The sequence below is a fragment of the Kocuria rosea subsp. polaris genome (assembly GCF_001483755.1).
In the GTDB taxonomy this organism is placed as follows: Bacteria; Actinomycetota; Actinomycetes; order Actinomycetales; family Micrococcaceae; genus Kocuria; species Kocuria cellulosilytica.
Window position 1 is genome coordinate 52,931 of sequence record NZ_LQBK01000002.1, and the last position, 19,814, is coordinate 72,744.

Below are 19,814 nucleotides of genomic sequence, written 5' to 3' on the forward strand. Positions count from 1 at the left end.
CTGCACACGCCCCCGGGCCCGCGGGGACCCGGTGCGCCGTCCACAGCGGCGCCCCGGCCCCCGACGGTCCGGCCCCGGCCGCCCCGACAGTGGGGCCATGAGCACCGCCGCCCACCTCCCCGCCCCGGCCCCTCCGCTGCCCGCCCCCGGAGCCCGTGCCCGCACCGTGCGGCTCGTCAGCGACGACGCCGGGCTGCGCGCCACGGTCGAGCGCGTCTGCGCCGCCGCCGGCGCCGACCTGCTGGCCGACCCGCCCGGCGCGCCGCCGCCGGGCACGACCGCGGATGTCGACCTCGTGGACGTGCGCCACGCCGTGCGGGGCCGGGTCCGGCCCGGCACGGTGCTCGTGGGCCGGCCCGAGGACCCGGGGGTCTGGGACCGTGCGGCCGAGCTCGGCGGCTGCGCCGTGGCCGTGCTGCCGGACGCCGCCGGGTGGCTCGCGGACCTGCTCACGGCCGGCCCGGGCGGGTCGGCCGGCCCCGCGGGCACGGGACGGGTGCTGGGCGTGCTCGGCGCCGTGGGCGGGGCCGGCGCCTCCACGCTGGCGTGCTGGCTCGCCGACCGGGCCGCGCACGAGGACCGGCCGGCCGTCCTCGTGGACGGGGACCGTGCGGGCTGCGGCATCGACGTCCTGCTGGGGCTCGAGGACCAGGACGGTCTGCGCTGGCCGGACCTGCTCCGGATCGCCGGGACCGTGCACGCCGAGCAGCTGTGGCCGGCCCTGGCCCGGACGGGGCAGCTGCGCTGGCTGTCCTGGGACCGCTCCCTGCCGGACGGGGCCGCCGCGCCGTACGCCGCCGTGCTCGAGGCGCTGCGCCGGGCGGCGGCCCTCGTCGTCGTGGACCTGGGACGGGCGGGGCCGGGCACGGCGGACACCGCGGCCCTGTGCGACGAGGTCCTCGTGCTGACGCCCCGGACGGTGCGCGGCGTGCTGGCCGCCCGGTGGGCCGCGGGCCTCCTGACGGGCGCCACGGCCCGTCTGGTCCCGGCGGGGCTCGACGTCGCCGACGTCGACGACGCCCTCGCCGCCGCCACGACCGGTCTGCCGGTCGCGGGCTCCGTGCGCTTCTCCGGCGCGGTGCCCGAGGCCGCCGAGACGGGCCGCCTGCTCGAGGCGGGCCGCTCCCGCCGGCTCGCCCGGGACGTGGCGCACCTGCTCGAGACCGTCGGGGTCCCCCGGTGAGCGCCGCGCTCCCCTGCCGGCCGCCCGCGCTGCCGCCCGCCCTGCTGGACGACGTGCGGGACCGGCTGCTGTCCGCCCCCGGTCCGGTCACGGACGCCGACATCGCCGAGGCCGTGCGCGCCGGCGGCAGGGTGCTCGGGGCCGCCGGCACCCTGCGCGCGGTGCAGGCCGTGCGCGCCGAGCTGACCGGTCTCGGCCCGCTCGAGCCGCTGCTGCCGCACCGCGGGCTCACCGACGTCTACGTCAACGGGCCGGACCAGGTGTGGCTCGAGACCGAGTCCGGGGTGCGGCGCGTTCCGTCCCCCTTCGGCTCCGACGCCGAGGTGCGCGCCCTGGCCGTGCGCCTCGTCACCGCCGCGGGACGGCGGCTCGACGCCGCCCACCCGTGCGCGGACGTCCAGACGGCCGCCGGCTACCGGGTGCACGCCGTGCTCCCGCCCGTCTCCACGGGAGGGACCCTGCTCTCCGTCCGCTTCCGGAGCACGCGGACCCTGTCCCTGCCGGACCTCGTGGCCGCGGGGACCGTCGACCCCGGCACCGCCGAGCTGCTGGTGGGCGCCGTGCGCGCGGGCGCCGGCTTCCTGGTCAGCGGCGCCACCGGGGCGGGGAAGACGACCGTGCTCAACGCCCTGCTCTCCTGCGTCCCCGAGCACGAGCGGATCGTGCTCATCGAGGACGCCGCCGAGCTGCGCCCCGAGCACCCCCACGTGGTCGGCCTGCAGGCACGCCACGCCAACACCGAGGGCGCGGGCGGCATCGACCTGGCGGAGCTCGTCCGGCAGGCCCTGCGGATGCGGCCGGACCGGCTCGTGGTGGGGGAGTGCCGGGGCGCCGAGGTCCGCGAGCTGTTCACGGCCCTGAACACCGGCCACGCCGGGGCGGGCACCGTGCACGCCAACTCCGCGGAGGCGGTCCCCGCCCGGCTCGCGGCCCTCGGCGCCCTGGCCGGGATGAGCCGGGAGGCCGTCACGCTGCAGGCCGCGAGCGCCCTCGACCTGGTCGTGCACGTGGCGCGCGCGGGAGGACGCCGGGAGGTGCGGGCGGTGTCCCTGCTCGAGGACCGCGCCGACGCCCTCGTCACGGTGCCCGCGGCGGTCCGGGACCGCGACCGGGTGCGCCGCGGTCCCGGCTGGGACGGGCTGTGCGCCCTGCTCGGGCGTGTGCCTGCCGCCGGCGAGGAACCCGCGGGGCAGCGGCCGTGAGCACCGCCGCGGTCCTCCCCCTGGCTCTCTGCCTGTGCCTCGCCGGGGGCGCGGCGGCGCTGCTCGCCGGGCCGGTCCACCGTGTCCGGTCGGTCGCGCGGGCCCACGCCGGCGCGATTCCCGCGGTCCCGTGGCGGGCCCGGTTCCGGCGCGACGCCGCGGCGGAGGCCGCCGAGTGGGTCGCGCTGCTGCGCCGGCTGGCGGCGCTGCTGCAGGCGGGCCGCTCCCCGGCGGCCGCCTTCGACGGAGCGGCTCCCGCCGGGGACGGGGGCTCTTGCACGGGCACCGGCCGGCACCTCGGGACGCTGTGCGCCTCCGTGGCGGCCGCCGCCCGGCTGGGGCTGGGCGTCTCGACCGCTCTGGCGGCGGTGCCCGCCCCGGCGCTCGGCCACCGTCCGCTGGAGCGGCGGGCGGCCGCCACCACGGCCGAGCTCTGCCTGTGCTGGGAGGTCTCGGAGCGCACCGGCGCGCCCCTCGCGGCGCTGCTCGGCGGCCTCGCCGACGCCCTCGAGGCGGAGCTGGACGCCGAGGCGGCACGCGGCACCGCCCTGGCCGGCCCCCGCTCCACCGTCCGGATCCTGACGTGGCTCCCGGTGCTCGGGATCGGGCTGGGCATGCTCATGGGCGTCGATCCGCTGCGCACGCTCCTCACCACCCCCTGGGGGCTGGCCGCCCTCGTCGGCGGTGCGGTGCTCACGGGCCTCGGACGGGTGTGGACGCGCACGCTGATCGGCCGCGCCGAGGCGGTGGGGGCGCGATGACCGCCCTCGCGGCACCCGCCGCCGGACTGCTCCTGCTGGCCGCCGCGGTGCTGGCCGTGCTCCCGTCCCGCGCCCGGCTCCGGAGGACGTCCGGGCCGGCCGCCCGCCGGCCGCACGGCACGGACGTCTCCGCCGGCGTCCTCGTGGAGCTCACCGCCGCCATGCTGGACGCCGGCCTGCCCCTCGGGGAGGCCGTGGCCGTGCTGGGCGGGAGCCGGAGGGACGCCACCGGGACCGTCCTGGAGGGGGTGGGCGCCCGGCTGCGGCTGGGGCTTCCGTGGCACACGGCGTGGGCCTCGGCGGGGGAGCTGCCCACGCACCTGGCCGACTACCGCGAGGCGCTCACGTTCACCGCGACCTCCGGGGCACCCTCGGCCCGGAGCCTGCGCGCGCAGGCCGCCCAGGTGCGGCGGGCGGCCTACCGGCGCGCCGAGCGGGCCGCGGAGTCGCTGTCGGTCCAGCTCGTCCTGCCGCTGGGTCTGTGCTCCCTGCCGGCCTTCGTCTGCTGGGGCGTCCTGCCGGTCGTGCTGGGACTCGTCCCCGAGGTGTTCGGATGACACGCCGCGCCCGGAGCCGCGGGCCCCCGACCGCGGGGACCGGACCCGCTCCGCACCGGGTCCACGCCGTGCGCGGCCTCCGGGAGCGCTCCGGCATCGCCGCGTCTCCCGTGCCGCACCGCCGTGCTGCACTGCTCGTCCCGCAGCCGCACGCACTCATCCCGTGCGGGCCATCCCGTGCGGACCGTCCGGTGCGGACCTTCCAGCACACCCCGTCCAGCACCTGTTCGTCCTGTTCGTCCTACTCGTCACTGTTCGTCCTGCTCGAAAGGAACGTCATGTCCCAGCTCCAGATCTCCCAGCCCCGGTCCGCGCGGAGGCGCCGCAGCCTCTCGGGGCTCGCACCGGGGACCATCACGGGGGCCCGTCCCGCCGCGCCGTCCGTCCGCGGGACCACCGGGGCGCCGCCGCGCCCGCCCGCCCGGACCGGGGACGCGGACCTCGGCGCGACCACCGTGGAGTACGCCATGGTCGTGCTGGCCGCCGCGGCCTTCGGCGGCGTCATGGCCGCGGTGCTGTCCTCCGGGCAGGTGCGCGAGCTCCTGACCGCGATCGTCGAGAAGGCGCTCGGCGTCTGAGCGTCCGCCCGCAGGGGCCGCGGCGCCGCACCCGGCGCCGCGGTCCCTGCGGGCGGACCTCTTCCGTTCCGCCCGGCCCCCGCCACCACGCACCCCGTTCCGCCCGAGGAGAACGCCATGACCGCCGACCGACCCCCTTCCCGTCCAGCCGGTCCGCGCCCGCGGGGTCGTTCCCGGTCCCGTCCCGGGACCCGTCCTCGGCTCCGCACCCGGGCTCTCCCCGGGTCGCGCTCCCGTCTCCGCTCCCGATCCATCCCCTGGTGCTCCCCCGGGTCCCGGTCGCGGCCCGCAGTACCGGACCGCGGCGCTGTCACCGCCGAGACCGCCGTCCTCCTGCCCGCGATCGTGCTGCTCCTGGCCGTGCTCCTGGCCGCCGCCGCGGCGGGGATGACCCTGATCCGGTACGAGGAGGCGGCGCGGGCCTCGGCCCGGGCCGCCGCCCGCGGCGAGAGCGCCGCCGTGGTGCGCGCCACGGCGCTGCGCGTGGCCGGGGAGGACGCCGCCGTCCGGCTGGGCGGGAGCGCCGGGACGGCGACGGTCACCGTCACCGGCCCCGCCCCCGGCGTCCTCGGGACCTGGGGCGGCTGGGAGCTGCGCGCGGACGCCGCCGCGGAGACCGAGGGAGCCGGGGCCGCCGGTGAACACGGTGGCTGAGCGCACGGTGACTGAGTGCCCGATGTCGGAAAGCCCGGTGCCGCGGGGCCCGCAGGGGCGCCGCCGCGGTCGTGACCGGGACGGCGACCTCGGGAGCGGCACGGTGCACGCACTGACGCTCGCCCTGGTGCTCGGCGTGCTGCTGCTGACCGTGCTGCTGCTCGCGCAGGCGGGCATCGCGACCCACCGCGCCGGCAAGGCCGCCGACCTCGCGGCGCTCGCCGCCGCCGACACCGCCCGGGGCCTCGTGGCCGGCGACCCGTGCGGCACGGCCGAGCGCGTGGCCCGGGAGAACGGGGCGCGGCTCGAGCGGTGCGAGCTCCTGGAGCCGGAGCGCGTCGTCGTCGACGTGCGCACCACCGTGGCCCTCGACGGGCCGCTCGCCCGGATCGGGTCCGCCCGCGGCGTGTCCCGGGCGGGGCCGCCGGAGGCCACCGGCGCTCCGTGAGGACTCAGGTCCCCGGGGCGTCCTGCAGCACCGCGTCGATCAGCCGCACCGCGCCGGCCTTGTCCAGGGGGTTGTTGCGGTTGCCGCACTTGGGCGACTGCACGCAGGACGGGCACCCGTGCTCGCACTCGCACGAGGAGATCGCCTCCCGGGTGGCGCGCAGCCACGCCACGGCCGTGGCGTAGCCGCGCTCCGCGAAGCCCGCGCCGCCGGGGTGGCCGTCGTAGACGAAGACCGTGGGCAGCTCCGTGTCGGCGTGCAGGGCCGTGGAGAGCCCGCCCACGTCCCAGCGGTCGCAGGAGGCCACGAGCGGGAGCAGGCCGATCGCGGCGTGCTCGGCCGCGTGCAGCGCCCCGGGCACGTCGGGCTCCTCGATCCCCGCGCCGCTCAGCACGGGACCCGGCACGGTGAACCACACGGACTTGGTGAACAGGTCCCGGGCCCCGAGGTCGAGGGGCTCCTCGCCCAGGACCTCGTTCGAGACCACGGCCTTGCGCTGGAACGAGACCACCTTCGTGGTGACCTGCACCTGGCCGAAGTGGACGGTCACCGGCCCCCAGCGCTCCGAGCGCTCCTCGGCGACCACGCTCACCTGCGTGACGTCCCGTGCGGTGGTGTAGAAGTCCGGGTGCGCCCGCGTCACGGCGGCGACCGAGCCCGCCTCGTCCAGCTCGTCCACGATGTAGGTCCGGCCCTGGTGCACGTACACGGCTCCCGGGTGGGCCTGGTAGTGGGACTGCGGGGCGTCCATCGTGCCGAGCACCGCGCCGGTGTCCGTCTCGATGATCCGGATCGGCCCGCCGCCGTCCGAGCGCAGCGAGACCATTCCCGCCGCGGACTCCGGGTGCGTCCAGTACCAGCCGTTCGGGCGGCGGCGCAGGTGCCCGCTCGCCACGAGGGAGCCGAGCACCTCCGGGGCCGCGGGCCCGAAGCCGGCCACCTCCTCGGCGCGCAGCGGCTGCTCGGCCGCGGCCGCGCACAGGTGCGGGGCCAGCACGTAGGGGTTCGAGGGGTCGAAGACCGTGGCCTCGACGTCCACGTCGAAGATCGCCTCCGGGTGGTTCACGAGATACGTGTCGAGGGGGTCGTCGCCGGCCACGAAGGCGGCCAGAGCCTCCTGCCCGGCCCTGCCGGCGCGGCCGATCTGCTGGAAGAAGGACGCCCGGGTGCCGGGCCACCCCGCCACGACCACGGCGTCCAGCCCGGCCACGTCGATGCCCAGCTCGAGGGCGGACGTGCTGGCGATCCCGAGCAGCCGCCCGTCGCGCAGCGCCTCCTCGAGCTCGCGCCGCTCCTCGGGGAGGAACCCGGAGCGGTAGGCCGCCACCCGGTGCGCCAGCGATGGGTCGATCTCCTCCAGCTGGCGGTGGGCGATCTGGGCGATCGTCTCCGCGCCGCGGCGGGACTTGATGAACGCGATGGTCCGGACCTGGTGCAGCACCAGGTCCGTGAGCATGTCGGCGGTCTCGGCCAGGGCGGTGCGGCGCACCGGGGCGTCGTTCTCGCCGCCGCCGTCCGTCTGCTCCGGCTCCCACAGCACCACGGTGACCGGCCCGTGCGGGGAGAAGTCCGTGGTCACCGGCGTCACCTCGGCCTCCGGGACGCCGACGAGGCGGGCGAAGGAGGCGTGCGGCTCGAAGGAGGTCGCGGACGCCCCGATGAAGACCGGGTCCGCGCCGTAGGCGCGGCAGATCCGGCGCAGCCGCCGCATCAGGTTGGCCACGTGCGAGCCGAAGACGCCTCGGTACGAATGGGCCTCGTCCACCACCACGTACTTCAGGCGGCGGAAGAACCGGGACCAGCGCGCGTGGTTGGGCAGCACCCCGTAGTGCAGCATGTCCGGGTTGCACAGCACCACGTCGGCGTGGTCCCGGACCCACCGGCGCTCCGCGGGGTCCGTGTCGCCGTCGTAGGTCGCGGCGCGCAGGGTCGGCAGGAGGAGGGCGTCCAGGCCCTTGAGCTGGTCGGCGGCCAGGGCCTTGGTGGGGGAGAGGTAGAGGGCCGTGGCCTCGTCCGGGTGGTGGAGCATGCCCGGATGGGCCAGCGCCGCGAGCCGGCCGCGGTGCACGGCGTCGGCCACGGGCGCCTGGTAGGCCAAAGACTTCCCGGAGGCGGTGCCCGTGGCGACCACCACGTGCCGGGGGGCCAGCACCGCCTGGACCTGGTGCAGGTACGGCGCGTGCACGCCGAGCCGTTCGTAGGCCGCGACCACGTCCGGATGGAGGTGCTCGGGCCACGGCGCGGTCACGGCGTCCCGGTCCGGGAGCTCCCGCACGTGGCGCACCTGCTCCGGCGCGTCGCCGCGGCCGAGCAGGGGGATCAGGGAGTCGTGGTCGGAAGACGGCACCGGTTCATTGTGCCACCGCCGTCCCGGCGGGCCCATCGAGGGCGGGCCGGCCCCTCAGGCCTGCCGCGCGGCCTCGCGGGTCCGCCGGTGCACGCGGGCCTCCCACGGCCGCAGCAGCCCCTCCTCGCCGGGGGCGACGACGCCGGGACGGTTGCCGATCAGCAGCTCGGCGCCGGCCCAGCCGGCGGGCAGATCGGCGCGGACCGGTTCGCCCGAGACGTTGGCGAGCACCAGCAGCTCGACGTCGTCGAGCCGCCGGGTGAAGGCGTAGACCTGCTCGTGGCGGGGCAGCAGCATGGTGAAGTCGCCCAGGGCGACCACGGGCTCGGTGTGCCGCAGCTCGATGAGGCGCCGGTAGTGGTGGAACACCGAGTCCGGCTCGGCCCGGGCGGCCTCGGCGTTGACCTCGTGGTGGTTCGGGTTGACCGCGATCCAGGGGGTGCCGGTGGTGAACCCGGCGTGCTCCCCGCCGGTCCACTGGACCGGGGTGCGGGCGTTGTCCCGGCTCGACCAGCACAGCCCGGCCAGCACGGTCTCCGGGTCCGCCCCGGCGGCCACGGCGTGGCGGTGGTGGTTGACCGACTCGATGTCGCGGAAGTCCTCGATCGTCCCGAACGGGGCGTTGGTCATGCCCAGTTCCTCGCCCTGGTACACGTAGGGCGTGCCGCGGTGCAGGTGCAGCAGCGTGGCCAGGCACGTGGCCGAGGCCACCCGGTGCTCGGGGCCGTCGTCGCCGAACCGGGAGACCGCACGGGGCTGGTCGTGGTTGTTCCAGTACAGGGAGTTCCAGCCGACCTCCTCCAGGCCCTCCTGCCAGCGGCCCAGCGAGGCCTTGAGGTCCGTCAGGCGCAGCGGGTGCGGGTCGAACTTGCCCCCCGGGCCGTGGTCCAGGCCCACGTGCTCGAACTGGAAGACCATGTCCACCTCGGCCCGTGCCGGGTCGGTGAACAGCTGGGCCTGCTCCACGGTGACCCCGGGCATCTCGCCCACCGTGATGAGCTCGGCGTCCCGGCCGTCGAAGACCTCGCGGTGCATCTCCTGGAGGAACTCGTGGATCCGGGGACCGCAGAGGTAGGACGCCGAGCCGTCGCCCCAGGGCGTCCCGTCCACCGGCGGCCCGTCGTGCAGGTGACCGTCCTCGGCGACGTCCTTGCTGATCATGTTGATCACGTCCATGCGGAAGCCGTCCACGCCGCGGTCCAGCCACCAGCGCATCATGGCGTGCACGGCCGCCCGCACCTCAGGGTTCTCCCAGTTGAGGTCCGGCTGCTTGCGGGAGAACAGGTGCAGGTAGTACTCGCCCGAGGTCTCGTCGAGCTCCCAGGTCGAGCCGGAGAAGAAGCTCTGCCAGTTCGTGGGCTCGGCGCCCGGGGCGCCGGGCTCCATCCCCTTCCGAGGGGCGCGCCACCAGTACCAGTCCCGCTTGGGGGAGTCCGGGGAGGAGCGGGACTCGACGAACCACGGGTGCTCGTCGGAGGTGTGGTTGACCACGAGGTCCATCACCAGTTTCATGCCGCGGGCGTGCACCGCGGCGAGCAGCTCGTCGAACTGCTCGAGGGTGCCGAAGACCGGGTCGATGTCCTGGTAGTCGCTGATGTCGTAGCCGTTGTCGTCCTGCGGGGAGGAGTAGATCGGGGAGAGCCAGACGACGTCCACGCCCAGGTCCTGCAGGTGGTCCAGGTGGGCGATGATGCCGCCGAGGTCGCCGATGCCGTCGCCGTCGGAGTCCGCGAAGGACCGCGGGTAGATCTGGTAGACGACCGCGTCGGTCCACCACGCGGGGGCGTCCCCGGCGCCGCTGCCGGTTCCGGGCCGCTGGTCGGTGATGTCCTGCTGCTGGTGATCGGTGCTCATTTGACTGCTCCTCGGGTGACGCCGGAGATGACCCACCGCTGGGCGAAGACGTACACCACGAGCAGCGGTGCCATCGCCATGAGGTAGGACGCGAACGCGACGGTGTAGTTGGTCTGGAACTGGGACTGGAAGACGTACTGGACGAGCGGCAGGGTGGCCTGCTGCGGGTCGGAGACGATGATGAGCGGCAGCAGGAAGTCGTTCCACGCCCACAGGCAGGTCAGGATCCCGACCGTGGCGTTCATGGGTGTGAGCAGCGGGAAGATCACCCGCCAGAAGACCCCCCACGTGCCGGCACCGTCCATCCTCGCGGCTTCCTCGAGCTCGACCGGGATGGAGCGGATGTAGGCGGTGAAGATGAAGATGTTGAAGGACAGGCCGTAGACCACGTAGAGCAGGATCAGGCCGGCGGGGTTGTCGAGTCCCAGAGCGGCCGTCTGCTTGGCCACGGGGAGCATGAGGATGGGGAAGGGCACGAAGAGCGCCGAGATGAAGTAGAAGAACAGGCCCTTGAAGAACCGCCGGTGCATGTTGCGGGCGATGGCGTAGGCCACCATCGAGTTCGTCAGGAGTGTGAGCACCACGGCGGAGACGGTGATCAGGGCGCTGTTGAGCGCGGCACGCGGGAAGTCCGTCAGCGTCCACGCGTCGGCGAAGTTGGCCCACCGGACCTCTGTGGGGAGGGCGAAGCCGCTGCCGCCCAGCTGGTCAGGCGTCTTCAGGGCCGTGATGACGGTGAAGTACAGCGGGACGAAGACGGTCAGCGCCAGGACGACCAGCAGCGCGGTCAGCCACCAGTTCACCCGGGCCCTGGTGGGCCGACGTCGGTCGGACCGCCGGGGCCCGCCCGGGAGGGTGCTGGAGGCGGTGCCGCTGGGCGGGGCGGAGATGTTGGTGGAGGACATCAGGCGGACACCTCTTCGCGCTGGAGGACTCGGAGCTGGACGACGGCGAAGACGACCAGGACGATCATGAACACCACCGCGTTGGCGATCTGGTAGCCGTACTCCCCGCCCTGGAAGCCGCCCTTGTAGATGAGCACGGAGACGGACTCGGTCGCCGTTCCCGGGCCGCCGTTGGTCATGGCGATGATGTGGTCGAAGACCTGGAGGAAGTTCTTGAGGGACAGGACCATGTTCAGGGTGAAGAACGCCGCGATCATCGGGAAGGTGATGCTCCAGAACCGCTTCCACGGGCCCGCGCCGTCGATGGCGGCGGCCTCGTAGAGCTCGGCGGGAACGGTCTGCAGGCCGGCGAGGTAGATGATGATGTTGAACGCCACCGCCTGCCACACGGCGAGGACCACGATCCCGATCCACGCGAGCTCGGGATCGGCAAGGATCGAGCTCGAGAGCCGGTCGATGCCCAGTGCGGCCGCGATGCTCGGCAGCGAGTTGGTGAACAGGTAGTTGAAGACGTAGCCGATCACCAGTACCGCGAGGATGTTCGGCACGAAGTAGACCCCGCGCAGGGTGTTCTTGAACTTGATCCTCCCGTTGAGGCCCACGGCCAGGGCGAGGGCGATGACGTTGACCAGCACGGTCGCCACGAGGGCGAACTGGAAGGTGAACAGGTACGCGGAGCGGACCCGTTCGTCGGTGAACAGCGCCGTGTAGTTGGACAGGCCCACGAAGTTCCACTCGCCGTAGCCCGGCGAGTCCGTGAAGCTGTAGACGACCCCCTGCAGCACGGGCAGGGTGTGGAACATGAGGAAGAGCACGAGGGCGGGCAGCACCATCCAGTAGAAGGCGCGGCCGGCCCCCTTCCGGCGCCGCGCGGGCGCGTCCGTGGTCGGCGCCCCCTGTGGACGAGAAGGTGCCGTGGTCATCGGGACTCCACCGCCCCGAGGCCCCAGCTGCGCCGGTCGGCGACCTTGTCCCAGCTCTCGTCGAGGGTCCCCAGGAAGGCCTCCTGGTCGCGGTCGATGAGGTACTGCTGCAGCAGTGACCCCAGAGGGACGGCGGGGACGAACTGGTGGTCGAAGAATCCCACGATGCGCTCCTGGTCGATGTAGGGCTGGACCCCGGCGAGCGCAGGGTCGTCGTTGGACATGCCGTCGAGAGTCGGGATGGCCGTCTGCTCCTCGGCGTAGGCCGCGACGACCTCGGGCTGCATGAGGAATTCCACGAAGCGCTGCACCTCCTCCGGGTGCTCGGTCTGCGCGCCGGCGGTGATCACCACGTCCACCCCGGAGACCAGGACGGTCTCGTCCGGGTCGTTCGTGGCCGGCAGCGCGAAGCTGCCGATGGTGAATCCGGGCTCGAAGGAGCGGATCTGCGGAACGGCGTAGTTGCCGAGCAGCAGCATGGCCGACTCGCCCCGGGCGAAGGCCGCGGTGCCGTCCTCGTAGCCGGTGGCCACCGGGTCGGCCTGGGTGTGGTCGAAGAGGGTCGCCAGCTTGTCCGTGGCCTCGGTCCAGTCCTCCTGGAACGTCGTGCTGCCCGCGAAGCGCTGCTCCCAGAAGTCCTCTGGGACGGTCTGGGGGACAAGCGGCGCCAGCGGAGCCTGGGCCGTCCAGGCATCGGCGAGCATGCCGTAGAAGGGAGTGACCCCGGCGTCCTCGAACGTCTCCGCGGCGGCAATCAGCTCGTCCCAGGTGCGGGGCACTTCCACACCGTGCTCGGCGAAGAGCTCCTCGTTGTAGAGCACGCCGGAGGCGTTGGCGGCGAAAGGAACGCCGTTGACCGCGCCCTGCGCACTCGCGCCCAGGTCCCGGACGACGTCCACGTAGGCCGGGTTGACGTCCTCGAGCGCCGGGGTCCCGGCGAAGTCGGCGAAGATCCCGGCCGAGGCGAGCTCGCCGAAGGTCGCGTTCGCGTTGAGGGTCAGCACGTCGGGGACGTCCTCCTTGACCAGGCGGGTGCGCAGGGCCGTCTCGGGGTCCGGAACGTTGTCCACGATCACGCGCACGTCCGGGTTCTCGGCCTCGAACTCCCGAGCGAGGTCCTCGAAGTAGGCGACGGCCTCGGGCTTGAACTGGAAGAAGGTGATCGTGGTGGGCGCTTCGGCGTCGGCGGCGCAGCCGGTCAGCAGCAGGGCGCACACGGCCGTCGCGGTCCATCTCCGCGCAGTGCGGCGCCGGGGCGCGACGGCCGTCACGGCTGCACCGGTGCCGGGCGGGCGGACGGCGGCGGAGCGCCGGGGGTCTCGGTCATGGTTCTCCTCGGGCGACGACGACGGGCGTGGGCGGCACGAACCGTCTCGGCTATAAATACGGGGCATAGATTTATTATCTGGACTATTATGTGGATCACAGTCCGAGACGGTCAAGGGGTGCACGTGGGTCGTACGGGAACATCGCCGCAGCTGCTGCGCCGCACCAACACCGTCGCGGTGCTGGACGTGATGCGCGAGTCCGGGGTCGTCACCGTCACGGAGCTCATCGAGGCCACCGGTTTGGTGCGCACCACCGTCATCGCCGTGTGCGACGAGCTGCTGCGGACGGGCTGGATCGAGGAGCTGGAGGGGGCCTCCCACGCCCAGGTCGGCAGGCCGGCCCGCCGCTTCCGGTTCCGGGACCGGGCGGGCTTCGTGATCGGCGTGGACGTCGGCGAGGTCAAGACCACCGCCGTGGTGGCGGACCTGCGCGGGCGGGTCCTGGGCCGGACGACCCGCGCCTTCGCCGACCCCGCCCCGGCGCGGCGACTGGCCACCGTGGACGACGCCGTCGACGGCGCGCTCGCGGACGCGTCCGTGCTCCCCGAGTCCGTGCTGGCCGCCGCCGTGGGCGTCGCCGCGCCCGTGGACCGCGGGGGCAGGATCTCCCACGGCCAGCCGTTCTGGGCGGCCTTCGACCTCGGGCTCGAGTCCCGGCTGCAGGGGCGTCACGGGTGGCCGGTGCTGCTGGCCAACGACGCCAACCTCGCGGCGATGGCCGAGCGCTGGCGCGGGGTGGCGTGCGGGGTGGACGACCTCGTGGTGATGCTGGCGGGGGAGCGGATCGGCACCGGTGTGATGGAGGCCGGCCGCCTGCTGCACGGCCGCTCCGGAGCCGCGGGCGAGCTGGGCAGCCTGACCCTGGTCGAGGGCGTCGGCAGCCCGGACGGCATCGCGGCGCTGTGCCGGGCGTGGGGCGACGAAGCGGTGCGGCACGGGGCGCCGGAGACGGTGCTCCGGGAGCTGGCCGGGCCGTCCGGCACTGTCGGGGCGGAGGCGGTGTTCCGTGCCGCGGCGGTCGGCGACGAGGTGGCGCAGCGGATCCTCGACCGCCTCGCCGAGCGTCTCGCGCGGGTGATCGGCCTGCTGGGCACGCTCTTCGACCCGGAACTGGTGGTCGTCGCCGGTGCCGTCGCCGAGTCGGCCGGCGTCCTGCTGGGCCGGATCGAGGAGCAGCTGCCGCGCTTCGCCGCCACGCCCCCACGGGTGGCGGTCTCTGTGCTCGGGGAGGAGGTCGTCTCCGTGGGTGCCGTCCGCCTCGCCCTGGACCACGTGGAGCGCCACGCCCTGGACCTGGAGCTCCTCGCCGCCCGCCGGGAGCCGGACCCGGACGGGGCCGGCTCACCCCGGGGATGAGCACGGACGGCCGGGCTCGTCCCCCGGGGCGTGCTCACGGCGGAGGCGCCCCCGGGCCGGGATCCGCATCGAACCCGAGGAGCAGCTCGAGGCGGGCGCTGCGGGCGTGCAGCCGAGCCGCGGGGGAGACGTCGGCGCCGCAGGAGCGGCTGCCGAGACCGTGGTGGCCGACGTCGAGATGCAGGAACCAGCTGCGCCCGGCGGTGTCCGGCAGCTCGTGCGGGTGGCCCGCGGCCATGAGTTCGACGTCCCGGTACGGCGTGAGCGTCCACTGCAGGCCCCGGGGAGCGGGCGCGCCGTCCAGCTCCGCCCGCACCGTCCGCAGCTCGAGACGGGTGCCGTCCAGCAGGGGGATGCTGAGGCGCCGCGCACCGCTCCTGTTCCCCGAGGACTGGGGGCGGGCACCCGGTTCGGTCAGAGCACGCGCGGGGAGGCGGTGCGTGCCGTACCGTGCGGCGGCACAGGAGTCGGGGTAGGAGGCCTGCGGGCCGTCGCCGTCGAACTCCACGTCCCCGTCGGGATCCACGGGCAGGGACAGGACGCAGCCCACCCGCGCGAGCGGGAAGTCCAGTTCCGGCAGCTGCCAGGACAGCTCCAGGCGCCGAGCGCCGGGGACGTCCGTCCCGCTCCAGCGGTGCGTCAGCACGAACGGCGCGGCCGCCAGGTCGGCGCCCGGTGCGGCCCAGAGCGTGTGCACCGTGCCGGCCTGTGCGCCGGGGACGCGCGGCAGCGTGCGGGGCTGGAGACGGTGCAGGCCGTGGTCGAGCCAGCGCCGCGCCGTGGAGATCACGATCCCCGGTGTGCTGGTGGTGTCGCGCGGATCCGCGCCGGTGTAGGCGTACCAGTCCGTGGCGTCCCCGGCCGGCGAGGCCGCCCACAGTTCCCGGGTGGGCTCGATCGTGCCGGCGTCGTTGTCCGTGGGAGCACGGAACACGCAGAGCTCGGGGCCGCGGACCGCGTCGGGCGCCGTCGCGGCGGGCCCCGGAGCTCCGACGGGCACGGCGGGCGGGCCGGCGAGCCGGGCGTCGCGCCGCCGTGGCCCGGCCGCGGGGCCGTGGGCCTCCACCGACACCTCGAGGTGCTGGCCCGGTCCCGGTGACTCGGGCAGGGCCACCCGGTGGCTCCCGCGGGGCGGGAGGTCGTCCAGCTCCGTCGTCCCCGTGCGCACCGCCCCCCGCTCGGCCGTGCGCAGCGCCCAGCGCAGCCGGAGGCCGGTGAGCACGGTGTGGTCGTACCCGTTGCCGACCACCGCGTGCCCGGTCTCGAGCTCCAGGCGCAGCGGGTCGATCACCGCTGAGTACTCGACCAGGCCGGGACCGGGGGCGCCGTCGGCGGTGCACAGCCCGTCGAGCACGAAGCTGCCGTCGTGGATGGTCTCGCCGAAGTCGCCGCCGTAGGCGAGCACCGGGGAGCCGTCCGGTGCGACGGTGGCGATGCCGTGGTCCTTCCACTCCCAGACGAAACCGCCGCAGGACCGGGGGTGAGCGCGGAAGATCTCCTCGTACTCGGCCAGACCACCGGGGCCCGTGCCCATGGCGTGGGCGTACTCGCACAGCACGAACGGCATCCGGGAGATCCGCTCGGAACCGGCGGTGTCCGTGGAGGGCACGCGATCGCCGGCGGCGATGCTGCGGGTCTCGCGCGGCGTCGGGTACATGCGGGAGTAGACGTCGGTGTACGCGGCGTCGTGGTCGCCCCCGTAGTGGACGGGACGGCTGTCGTGCCGGCGCAGCCAGTCCGCGGCAGCGGCCAGATTGGCGCCCGTGCCGGCCTCGTTGCCGAGGGACAGCATCACCACGCTCGCGTGGTTCTTGTCCCGGTGCCACATCCGGGCCGTGCGGTCGAGGTAGACGTCCCGCCACGCGGGATCGTCAGAGGGATTGCGCTCCCAGCCCTGCTGCACGAAGCCGTGGGTCTCGATGTCGCCCTCGAGGACGACCCACAGCCCCATCTCGTCGGCCAGGTCGAGGGCGTGGTGCGCCGGTGGATAGTGGCTGGTGCGCACCGCGTTGACGTGGTGCCCCTGCATGAGGCGGTACTCGTCGCGGGTGAAGTCGGCATCCACGGCGCGGCCCCGGCGCGGGTGGAACTCGTGCCGGTTGACCCCGCGGAAGCGCACCGGGGCGCCGTCGACCTGCAGGACGCCGTCGGTGGAGATGGCGACGCGGCGGAATCCGGCGCGGTGGGTGACGAGCTGTCCCTGGGCGCGCAGGGCGACGTCGTAGAGGTGCGGGTCCTCGGCGGTCCAGGCGCGCACGACCCCGACGGGCAGCTCCACCCGGTCGGGGCCGTCCACGGTGGTGGAAAGGCCGAGCGCCGGGATCTCCACGTGCACCGGGAACGCGTCCGCGGGGGCCGTGATCCGGCAGCCCAGGACGCCCTCACCGGTGGCCGGGTCCCGGTCCGCGGTGAGGTGGACGTCGTCGATCCCGCCGTGCACCTCGCCGAGCACGCGGACGTCGCGGAAGATCCCGGGCAGCCACCACTGGTCCTGGTCCTCGAGGTAGGACCCCGCGCTGAACTGGTGGACCCGCACCACCACGGTGTTCTCCCCGTCCCGGACGAGGTCGGTGACGTCGAACTCGTGGGTGAGCCGGGAGCCCATCGCCTGGCCGGCCCACCGTCCGTTCACCCACACCCGGAAGGCCGACTCGACGCCCTCGAAGCGCAGCAGCACGGCCCGCAGGTCCGTCCTCGCGCCGCCGGTGAGATCGGCGAGCACGAAGCGCGTGCGGTGGTCGCCCGTCGGGTTGGCGTCCGGCACGTGGGGTGGGTCCACGGGGAAGGGGTAGAGGACGTTGGTGTACCAGGGGGTGCCGAACCGCCGGTCGCCGTCGAGGTGCTCGAGCACCCAGTGGCCGGGCACCGGGATCCGCTCCGGCCAGGCGGTGTCCGGTGCTGTCGGGTCGGGGCAGGCCGAGAGGGCGTCGGACGCCGAGGGGAACCAGCGGAAGTCCCACGCGCCCGCCAGGGAGAGCTCCGGCCGATCGGAGGCCAGGTGCGCCCGCGGGGGCAACGACCCGCGGGATTCGTTGGGGTGGGTGAACCACCAGGGGTCGGCTCGGGGATCGGTGGTGCTTTCGGTGGTGCGGGGGTGCATGGGTCTGGGTGCTCCGAGTCGGGTCGGACGACGTGCTGTGCGGGGTGGGGCAGGGCTGCGGGGCCCTGCGGATCAGTCGGGAAGGCGGTTGCCGGTGGTGGTGTCGAACAGGTGCACATGCTCCAGGTCCGGGGCGACCCAGATGGTGGTCCCGGCCCGCGGCGGGGTGCGGCCCTCGGCCCGGACGATGAACTCGTGGGTGGTGGGGTCGTCGGCCGTCCCCGTGGTGGGATCCACGGGCACGATCGTGTTGGCGGCGGTGACCGGGGCGAGGTGGCCGTAGACGAAGGCGTCCGCACCGAGCTCCTCGACGACGTCGGCCACGATCGGCAGTCCCGTGCCCTCCGCGGCCGGGGCGAGGTCCTCGGGCCGGATCCCGACCGTGACCTGGGACCCTCTCAGGGCGGATCGCTGGGCGGGGCTCAACGGGATCCGCACCGTGCCCAGCTGGACCCCGGCCTCGGTGACGGGCACGCGGAAGAGGTTCATCGCCGGGGAGCCGATGAACCCGGCCACGAACTCCGTGGCCGGCCGGTCGTACAGCGCCCGCGGGGTGTCGACCTGCATCAGCAGCCCGTCCTTGAGGACGGCGACCCGGTCGCCCATGGTCATCGCCTCGACCTGGTCGTGGGTGACGTACACGGTGGTGACCCCGAGCCGGCGGGTCAGCGAGGCGATCTGGGTGCGGGTCTGCACGCGCAGCTTCGCGTCCAGGTTCGACAGCGGCTCGTCCATCAGGAACACCTGCGGGGACCGCACGATGGCACGGCCCATGGCCACGCGCTGGCGCTGCCCGCCGGACAGCGCCTTGGGCTTGCGGTCGAGGTAGTCGGTCAGGTCCAGGATCTTCGCCGCCTCCTCGACCCGGCGGCGGCGCTCCTCGGGGGAGATCTTGGCGATCTTCAGGGCGAANNGTGACCTCTTCGAGGCCGGCGAGCATCCGCAGGGTGGTGGACTTCCCGCACCCGGAGGGGCCGACCAGGACGAGGAACTCCCCGTCGGCGATGTCCAGGTTCAGGTCGGTGACCGAGGGGCGTTCGGCCCCGGGGTACTGACAGGTGACGTTGGCGTAGCGCACAGAGGACATGGTGGGTGGTTCCTTTCGGAGTGCCCGCAGGGACTGCTGCCGGCGAGGGTGGGGCGGCACCGGGTGGTGCCGGAGGAGGCAGGGCGCCGGGACGCCTGGTCCCGGCGCCCGAGCGGGTCAGGAGTCGTTGGTTTCGTCGGTCTCGAAGAGGACGTTGACGGCGTCATTGATCTCGGTGAGCGTCGAGGCCGGTACCCGGTTGGCGTAGATGTCCTCCAGGGCCGGGGTCATCAGGGCCGACACGTCCGCGCCGAACTTGGTGACGGGGAAGTAGACGGTGTTGCCTTCTTCGACCGGGGCGATGAACGGCTCGGGGTCGATGCCCATCTGCCGGTAGGCCTCCGCGGCGAGGGGCGTGGCGTCCTGGCGGGAGGGGAAGACCACGCCGGCGCGGGCAACCTCCTGCTGGCACTGGGCCGAGCCCATGAACGCCGCCCACTGGGCCGCCCCCTCGGGGTTGTCGGTGTCCTTGACGATCGAGTCGGCCAGCCCGTTCAGCATGGTCGTGGCGGTGCCGTCGGGGCCCACCGGGGTGCGGGCGGTCCCCACGGGGAAGTCGTCGATGCCGGCGTAGGTGCTGATCATCCAGGCCCCGTCCAGCACCATGGCCGCCGATCCCGAGGCCAGCTGGGCGTTGACGCCCTCGGCGGCGTTGAACTGCCCGTACGGGGGCATGTATCCCTTGTCGGTCAGTCCGAAGTACCAGTCGAGGGTCTCGTGCAGGGCGGGGTCGTCCAGGTTGTAGTGGTCGCCCCACAGCGGCTCGTCGGTGACCTGCCAGCCGTTGGAGGCGGCGAAGGCCGACCACTGTCCCTGGCCGGCGGTGCTCCCGCCGGCCTCGGAGATGCCCAGGCCGTAGACGGCGACGTGGTCCTTGTCGAAGCCCGGTTCGTCGCCGCGGACGCCGTTCTCGTCCACAGTCAGGTGTGCCACGAGGTCCTCGAAGCTGCCGCCGTCCTCGGGGTTCCAGCTCCAGCCCTCGAGGTCCGCGGGGGTCAGGCCCGCCTCGGCGAGCAGCTCCTCGTTGTAGAAGGCCGCGACGGTGTCCCAGTCCTTGGGCACGCCGTACTGGTGGCCGTCCGGTCCGGTCCACAGGTCCACGAGGCCGTCCTGGTAGTCCTCGGGGTCCAGTGCCGCGGTGGCCGGGTGCTCCTCCAGCGGGGCCAGGACCTCGAGCTCGGCGAACTGCGGGTACTTGGACACGTGGTTGGTGAACACGTCCGGGCCGGTGTCGGCGATGAACCCGGCGGTGAGCTTGGTCCAGTAGTCGCCCCACCCGGTCTGGGTGATGCGCACGTCCTGGTCGGGGTGCTCGGCCTCGAACATCTCGGCGCACTTCTGGTAGGCGGGCAGCTGGTTGGTGTCCCACATCCAGTAGTCGATGACGCCGGTGGCCGTGGCCTCGGCGTCGGCGCCCGCCCCGCACCCGGTGAGGGCGAGCAGCGGGACGGCGGACGCGGCCAGGGCCAGGCGCGTGCGGGCACGTGGCGTGCGCCGGGGGTGGTGGGAGAGTGCGGGGTTGCGTGTCATG

15 protein-coding genes and 1 pseudogene are annotated in these 19,814 nt (G+C 74.3%); 8 read left to right on the forward strand and 8 right to left on the reverse strand.

From position 1 onward, the window contains the following. Positions 1-97 precede the first annotated feature (97 nt). From ssd to AVL61_RS00445, 7 genes are all read left to right on the forward strand, one after another. Positions 98-1,183: a septum site-determining protein Ssd gene (gene ssd, locus AVL61_RS00415; protein WP_058872402.1), complete on the forward strand. Its 1,086-nt coding sequence runs from the start codon at positions 98-100 to the stop codon at positions 1,181-1,183. Then, positions 1,180-2,385 carry a TadA family conjugal transfer-associated ATPase gene (locus tag AVL61_RS00420; RefSeq protein ID WP_058872403.1) on the forward strand — a complete coding sequence of 402 codons (1,206 nt, stop codon included), beginning with the start codon at positions 1,180-1,182 and terminating at the stop codon, positions 2,383-2,385. The genes ssd and AVL61_RS00420 overlap by 4 nt, the downstream gene beginning before the upstream one ends. Beyond that, positions 2,382-3,146, forward strand: coding sequence for a type II secretion system F family protein (locus AVL61_RS00425; protein ID WP_058872404.1), 765 nt, complete (start codon positions 2,382-2,384; stop codon positions 3,144-3,146). The genes AVL61_RS00420 and AVL61_RS00425 overlap by 4 nt, the downstream gene beginning before the upstream one ends. Beyond that, positions 3,143-3,703, forward strand: a complete 561-nt coding sequence (locus AVL61_RS00430) for a type II secretion system F family protein (protein ID WP_058872405.1) — start codon at positions 3,143-3,145, stop codon at positions 3,701-3,703. Before AVL61_RS00425 ends, AVL61_RS00430 begins: the two co-directional genes overlap by 4 nt. Positions 3,704-3,981: 278 nt before the next feature. Next, positions 3,982-4,281, forward strand: a complete 300-nt coding sequence (locus tag AVL61_RS00435) for a DUF4244 domain-containing protein (protein ID WP_082696864.1) — start codon at positions 3,982-3,984, stop codon at positions 4,279-4,281. A gap of 252 nt (positions 4,282-4,533) precedes the next feature. After that, the gene (locus AVL61_RS00440) at positions 4,534-4,935 is read left to right on the forward strand and encodes a TadE family type IV pilus minor pilin (RefSeq protein WP_058872623.1); all 402 of its coding nucleotides are present in this window, start codon (positions 4,534-4,536) and stop codon (positions 4,933-4,935) included. A 22-nt stretch (positions 4,936-4,957) separates the two neighbouring features. Next, positions 4,958-5,383, forward strand: a complete 426-nt coding sequence (locus AVL61_RS00445) for an Rv3654c family TadE-like protein (protein ID WP_058872406.1) — start codon at positions 4,958-4,960, stop codon at positions 5,381-5,383. Positions 5,384-5,387: 4 nt separating this feature from the next. Here the strand turns inward: AVL61_RS00445 and AVL61_RS00450 are convergent, their stop codons facing one another. The 5 genes from AVL61_RS00450 to AVL61_RS00470 are packed head-to-tail and all read right to left on the reverse strand — an operon-like array spanning position 5,388 to position 12,629. Next, positions 5,388-7,730 carry a DEAD/DEAH box helicase gene (locus AVL61_RS00450; RefSeq protein WP_231738222.1) on the reverse strand — a complete coding sequence of 781 codons (2,343 nt, stop codon included), beginning with the start codon at positions 7,728-7,730 and terminating at the stop codon, positions 5,388-5,390. Between the two features lie 54 nt (positions 7,731-7,784). Continuing rightward, on the reverse strand, positions 7,785-9,584 hold the full coding sequence (locus AVL61_RS00455) for a glycoside hydrolase family 13 protein (protein WP_058872408.1): 1,800 nt from the start codon (positions 9,582-9,584) through the stop codon (positions 7,785-7,787). Beyond that, complete coding sequence (locus AVL61_RS00460) at positions 9,581-10,489, reverse strand: carbohydrate ABC transporter permease (RefSeq protein WP_058872409.1); 909 nt, start codon at positions 10,487-10,489, stop codon at positions 9,581-9,583. Before AVL61_RS00460 ends, AVL61_RS00455 begins: the two co-directional genes overlap by 4 nt. Next, the gene (locus AVL61_RS00465; protein WP_082696865.1) at positions 10,489-11,412 is read right to left on the reverse strand and encodes a carbohydrate ABC transporter permease; all 924 of its coding nucleotides are present in this window, start codon (positions 11,410-11,412) and stop codon (positions 10,489-10,491) included. The genes AVL61_RS00460 and AVL61_RS00465 overlap by 1 nt, the downstream gene beginning before the upstream one ends. Then, complete coding sequence (locus AVL61_RS00470) at positions 11,409-12,629, reverse strand: ABC transporter substrate-binding protein (RefSeq protein WP_058872411.1); 1,221 nt, start codon at positions 12,627-12,629, stop codon at positions 11,409-11,411. The genes AVL61_RS00465 and AVL61_RS00470 overlap by 4 nt, the downstream gene beginning before the upstream one ends. A gap of 234 nt (positions 12,630-12,863) precedes the next feature. Between AVL61_RS00470 and AVL61_RS00475 the strand changes: the two genes are divergently transcribed. Further along, positions 12,864-14,096, forward strand: a complete 1,233-nt coding sequence (locus tag AVL61_RS00475) for an ROK family protein (protein WP_231738223.1) — start codon at positions 12,864-12,866, stop codon at positions 14,094-14,096. Between the two features lie 34 nt (positions 14,097-14,130). Here the strand turns inward: AVL61_RS00475 and AVL61_RS00480 are convergent, their stop codons facing one another. The 3 genes and pseudogenes from AVL61_RS00480 to AVL61_RS00490 all read right to left on the reverse strand — a co-directional run bounded on the left by AVL61_RS00480 (position 14,131) and on the right by AVL61_RS00490 (position 19,813). Further along, on the reverse strand, positions 14,131-17,196 hold the full coding sequence (locus AVL61_RS00480) for a glycoside hydrolase family 2 TIM barrel-domain containing protein (RefSeq protein ID WP_058872413.1): 3,066 nt from the start codon (positions 17,194-17,196) through the stop codon (positions 14,131-14,133). Between the two features lie 72 nt (positions 17,197-17,268). Then, positions 17,269-18,283 (reverse strand): annotated as a pseudogene (locus AVL61_RS00485) (ABC transporter ATP-binding protein). A gap of 117 nt (positions 18,284-18,400) precedes the next feature. Further along, entirely contained in the window at positions 18,401-19,813 is a 1,413-nt protein-coding gene (locus tag AVL61_RS00490; RefSeq protein WP_058872414.1) for an ABC transporter substrate-binding protein, read from the reverse strand. Between the last annotated feature and the right edge of the window lies 1 nt (position 19,814).

Excerpts from the sequence above, each read along its gene's own strand:
- ssd (WP_058872402.1), top strand. The coding sequence starts at position 98 with ATGAGCACCGCCGCCCACCTCCCCGCCCCGGCCCCTCCGCTGCCCGCC.
- AVL61_RS00430 (WP_058872405.1), top strand. The coding sequence starts at position 3,143 with ATGACCGCCCTCGCGGCACCCGCCGCCGGACTGCTCCTGCTGGCCGCC.
- AVL61_RS00435 (WP_082696864.1), top strand. The coding sequence starts at position 3,982 with ATGTCCCAGCTCCAGATCTCCCAGCCCCGGTCCGCGCGGAGGCGCCGC.
- AVL61_RS00445 (WP_058872406.1), top strand. The coding sequence starts at position 4,958 with ATGTCGGAAAGCCCGGTGCCGCGGGGCCCGCAGGGGCGCCGCCGCGGT.
- AVL61_RS00455 (WP_058872408.1), bottom strand. The coding sequence starts at position 9,584 with ATGAGCACCGATCACCAGCAGCAGGACATCACCGACCAGCGGCCCGGA.
- AVL61_RS00460 (WP_058872409.1), bottom strand. The coding sequence starts at position 10,489 with ATGTCCTCCACCAACATCTCCGCCCCGCCCAGCGGCACCGCCTCCAGC.
- AVL61_RS00465 (WP_082696865.1), bottom strand. The coding sequence starts at position 11,412 with ATGACCACGGCACCTTCTCGTCCACAGGGGGCGCCGACCACGGACGCG.
- AVL61_RS00480 (WP_058872413.1), bottom strand. The coding sequence starts at position 17,196 with ATGCACCCCCGCACCACCGAAAGCACCACCGATCCCCGAGCCGACCCC.
- AVL61_RS00490 (WP_058872414.1), bottom strand. The coding sequence starts at position 19,813 with ATGACACGCAACCCCGCACTCTCCCACCACCCCCGGCGCACGCCACGT.